The organism is Moorena sp. (assembly GCF_982860115.1).
This window is the reverse complement of the sequence record NZ_CEYLVT010000367.1, coordinates 1-4667: the sequence shown is the minus strand read 5'-3', so window position 1 is coordinate 4667 and position 4667 is coordinate 1. Positions and strand designations below refer to the sequence as shown.

The following is a 4667-nucleotide window of genomic DNA, read 5'->3' as shown; positions in this document are numbered from 1 at the left end:
TTCCCTGTTCCCTGTTCCCTGTTCCCTGTTCCCTGTTCCCTGTTCCCTGTTCCCTCGAACATGATATAAGTCAAATAAATAATCGGGTGAACCCAAAAGCTCACCCGATTATTCAGCTAAACTAAACTAAAACTAATCTACTTAAGAGTTCCCGCTGGAATGCCCAAAATATCTTCAATCTTGGGCATTTCTTCGATGGGAATCACTCGTCCTTCGTCTTCAAATCCAGCGATTTGATCAAAGTTCAAATACTGATACAAATCATTAGCAAAGGGATTAATTTTCTCGGCTACAATTGACTGATACTCTTCAGCGCTGGGAATTCGACCTAACAAAGCACAAGCTGCTGCTAATTCAGCGGAACCCAAGTAGACTTGGGCACCTTTACCCATACGATTATTAAAATTACGAGTAGAGGTGGAGAATACGGTGGCTTTATCAGCAACCCGAGCTTGATTACCCATGCACAGGGAACATCCAGGCATTTCAGTCCGGGCACCAGCTATGCCAAAGATACCGTAAACCCCTTCTTCTTTGAGTTGTTTCTCATCCATCCGGGTAGGGGGACAAATCCACAACCGAGTGCTAACAGGGGGTTCCCCTTGTAGGACTTTGGCTGCGGCACGGTAGTGTCCAATATTGGTCATGCAAGACCCAATGAATACTTCATCAACGCGATCGCTTGCGACTTCAGACAACAATTTCACATTATCTGGGTCATTGGGAGCCGCTACAATCGGCTCAGTGATTTCATTCAAGTCAATCTCGATAATTTCAGCATACTGTGCATCGGGATCGGCTTCCATCAGTACAGGATTTGCCAACCATTCTTCCATCTTGGCCACCCGACGCATGATCGTACGGGCATCTTGATAGCCTCGTGCAACCATATTTTTCAGTAGCGCGATATTGGAACGCAAATACTCAGATACTGTTTCAACTCCCAGCTTAATGGTACAGCCAGCACAAGACCGTTCCGCAGTAGCGTCAGTAAGTTCAAAGGCTTGCTCAACTTTCAAATCGGGCAATCCTTCTATTTCCATAATCCGTCCCGAGAAGACATTTTTCTTATTCTTCTTCTCTACTGTCAGCAACCCTTGTTGAATAGCCACATAGGGAATAGCATTGACAATATCCCGCAATGTTACCCCTGGCTGCAATTCACCTTTGAACCGCACTAACACAGATTCCGGCATATCTAAGGGCATGACTCCCAAAGCAGCACCAAAGGCGACTAATCCAGAACCGGCAGGGAAGGAAATGCCTAGGGGGAAACGGGTGTGAGAGTCTCCACCAGTGCCTACGGTATCAGGTAATAACATCCGGTTCAACCAAGAGTGGATAATGCCATCCCCAGGACGCAAGGCTACACCAGAACGAGAGGCAAAGAAGTCGGGCAATTTTTTATGGACTTTGACATCAACGGGCTTGGGATAAGCAGCAGTATGGCAGAAGCTTTGCATGACTAGGTCCGCACTGAAACCAAGACAAGCCAGTTCTTTTAATTCATCCCGAGTCATGGGTCCTGTGGTATCCTGGGAACCAACTGTGGTCATGATCGGTTCGCAAGAGGTACCTGGACGAACACCCGGTAATCCACAGGCTTTACCGACCATCTTCTGGGCTAAGGTGAAGCCTTTGCCGGTATCTTCTGGGATGGTTGGACGGGTAAACAGGGGACTCGGTTCTAATCCCAAGGCTTCCCGGGTTTTATCCGTAAGCGATCGCCCAATCAGTAACGGAATCCGTCCACCAGCACGGACTTCATCAAGGATGGTATCGGGTTTGAGGGTAAAGGTGGAAATGACTTCCCCAGCTTGGTTAGTGATTTCACCCTTGTAGGGATGGATGGTAATCACATCCCCAGTTTCCATTGTTGAAACATCGCACTCAATGGGCAATGCACCAGAATCTTCAGCAGTGTTGAAGAAGATCGGGGCAATTTTGCTCCCTAAAATATATCCCCCAGCCCGTTTATTGGGAACATAGGGGATATCTTCACCAATATGCCAAAGTAAGGAATTAATTGCTGATTTCCGGGATGAACCAGTACCAACAACATCCCCAACATAAGCCACAGGATACCCGTTTTGTTTTAATTTAGCAATAGTATCTAAAGCCGACGGTATCCGAGATTCCAACATGGCCAAGGCATGTAAGGGAATATCTGGGCGAGTGGTGGCGTGAGTGGCGGGGGATAAGTCATCGGTATTGGTTTCTCCGGGTACCTTAAATACAGTCACAGTAACTGCTTCGGGGAGTTTGGGACGCTGGATGAACCATGCAGCATTGGCCCAAGCATCGATGACTTGCTTGGCGTAGGGATTGACATCGGAAATTTCTATAACATCATTGAAGCCATCAAAGACAAGTAATGTCTTACTTAGGGCAGTAGCCGCTTCTGCTGCTAAGGTGGTGTGATCCGACTGGAGTAACTCAACCAGGGATTGGACATTGTAGCCTCCGACCATTGTACCCAACAGGTCTATAGCACCCTGGGGGGAAATTAGGGGACTAGTGAGTTCTGCTTTTGCGATCGCAGTTAAAAACCCAGCTTTAACATAAGCTGCTTCATCCACTCCAGGGGGAATGCGATCGCGTAACATAGCCATTAATGCTTCTTCTTCCCCAGCTGGTGGATTTTGCAGCAGTTCACAAAGTTGGGATGTTTGCTCAGCACTTAGGGGTAGGGGAGGAATGCCTTGAGCTCCCCGTTCAGCTACGTGTTCACGATAAGAGTTCAGCATGATAGATTTACCTGTGCGCTAATTCATGTAAGACAATTTTTACAAAATATTGCCCTACCAGAATATGCAGGGTAACCGCAAGTATCAATAAGGCGGCATTATTCTCAACAATATTGAGATAAAAATGCAATAGTGCTGAGCAATCTTGGCTTAATATGCTCATAATCCTTGATATATATTAGATTTTGGCTAAATTCTGCTTGTGCTTACCCTGCCAGAATATCGAAATTCATCAAAGCATAAAAAAAGCGATCGCTGTAGATCGCCGTGTCTAATGTTAGAGAGTTGTGAATATGTGACAAAGTATCAATAAGGTTTGGTCAATCTATATCGCAATGGCTAGGGTTAGCGAGAATCCAAAACTAGCTCGCCACCAGACTTGTGAGAGTATCTTTGTTAGCTAACTAGATTGGCTGCATCTGCTTCGACTCCTCTTCTAGAAGCCTGACCAAATTCTGATCACCGTTAGCTTTAGCTACCTCTAGACGATGTTCCAAAGTGTGGCGCATCGTAGCCAGATGAACTTTTCTGCTCTCATTCAATACTTTTTGCAGCCGGTGGCGAGCAATCGATGTCTTTGCAGCCACAGTAGAAATCGATTTAGCCACTGGTTGAGAATCAGTTACTGGTTCACAATTAGTTACAGTTGCATTACCAGTGCAGTAAGAAACACCACGCCATTTCAGATGATTTACCGGTGGCGGTTCAGGCATGTGTCTGGGATAGTGAAATTTCCAATTCTGAGCCCGATAAACACCACCAATTTCCCCCTCTCTCACTTCTAGTAAAGAGGGTTCAGCGTCGTAACTTACACCACGATACCTAAGTTTCATATCTATTACCCCTCCGATTGACTAATAATAATATCAGACTACTTTTTTCAATAGTCTTGAGTGCTTTAAATAATGTTGAGTACTTAAATCTTGAGTACTGAAATGTTTAGTACTAGAATGCTGAGTACCGAAATGCTGAGTACCGAAATGTTTAGTACTGAAATGTTTAGTATTGAGTAATATGTGATCAATGTTTACTCAGCCCTGAGGTCTTGACGCACCCAGCACCCAGCACTTTTTGACTCAAACAAAACTAGTTATACAAAGAGCTACCCTCTTTTATAGCTAACACCACGATAGGTCATGTTAGCCGATGATTTACGCCAAGGATTATGCTTAATCCGGTGAACTTTCCAGCTATGACCCCGGTAAGTTCCACCAATTTCCCCTTCAGATACTTCTAGGGTAGATGGTTCACTTTGATAACTGACACCTCGGTAAGAAAGTTTCATTGCTCGAATACCTCCGATTGGATTGCTTAATTAGATTGCTTAATGGAATTGCTGAATAAGTTGCTTGGCCAGGAATTGTTTAATAAGTTGCTTGGCCAGGTGAGAAAATCTGTCTAAGAGTTAGGCAAGCTTGCCCTAGGTATCACTTTCTTGGATTCTCTACGGCTTATCTACTTCAGGACATCTGAGTTGAGAGCCACTGAGCCGACAGAGACCTCAATGGTTATTCAATTCCAATTTTTAATTCTGTATCTATTTTGACACTTTTTTGGCTAAAAGTCAAATGTTAAGAAAAAAAACAGAATTAGATCCTGTCCAGTGGTTAAGGTTATCGAGTAAGGGGGTTATGACCAAGTTTGCTAGGTCCTCGGAAACCAAAAAAGCCCTCAACTACGCCTCTTGTGCCTAATACTAAGAATTAATACTTAAAACTTAATACTAAGAATTAATACTTAAAACTTAATACTAAGAATTAATACTTAGGCGCTCTGGAGTGGATATCAGGGAGTGGGGAATCCCTGACGGGGTGACAAACAGCCTTAAAAGCTTTACGGGGTGTGGGGTGTGGGGTGATGGGTGTAGGGGAAGATCAGGAGCTGGCGGAGTGGCGACGGGACGGTTAAATCAGGTTTCGG

General features: G+C 44.8%; 3 protein-coding genes. All 3 read right to left on the bottom strand.

All coding sequences use genetic code 11. The features are described 5' to 3' along the window. Positions 1-137: 137 nt before the first annotated feature. The 3 genes from acnB to AC4II3_RS31345 all read right to left on the bottom strand — a co-directional run bounded on the left by acnB (position 138) and on the right by AC4II3_RS31345 (position 4032). Positions 138-2747, bottom strand: a complete 2610-nt coding sequence (gene acnB / locus AC4II3_RS31355) for a bifunctional aconitate hydratase 2/2-methylisocitrate dehydratase (RefSeq protein WP_488016523.1) — start codon at positions 2745-2747, stop codon at positions 138-140. Positions 2748-3151: 404 nt separating this feature from the next. Then, on the bottom strand, positions 3152-3580 hold the full coding sequence (locus tag AC4II3_RS31350; protein WP_488016525.1) for a DUF4278 domain-containing protein: 429 nt from the start codon (positions 3578-3580) through the stop codon (positions 3152-3154). A 269-nt stretch (positions 3581-3849) separates the two neighbouring features. Next, a complete protein-coding gene (locus AC4II3_RS31345; protein WP_070392931.1) occupies positions 3850-4032 on the bottom strand; it encodes a DUF4278 domain-containing protein in 183 nt (60 codons plus the stop codon). Positions 4033-4667 lie beyond the last annotated feature (635 nt).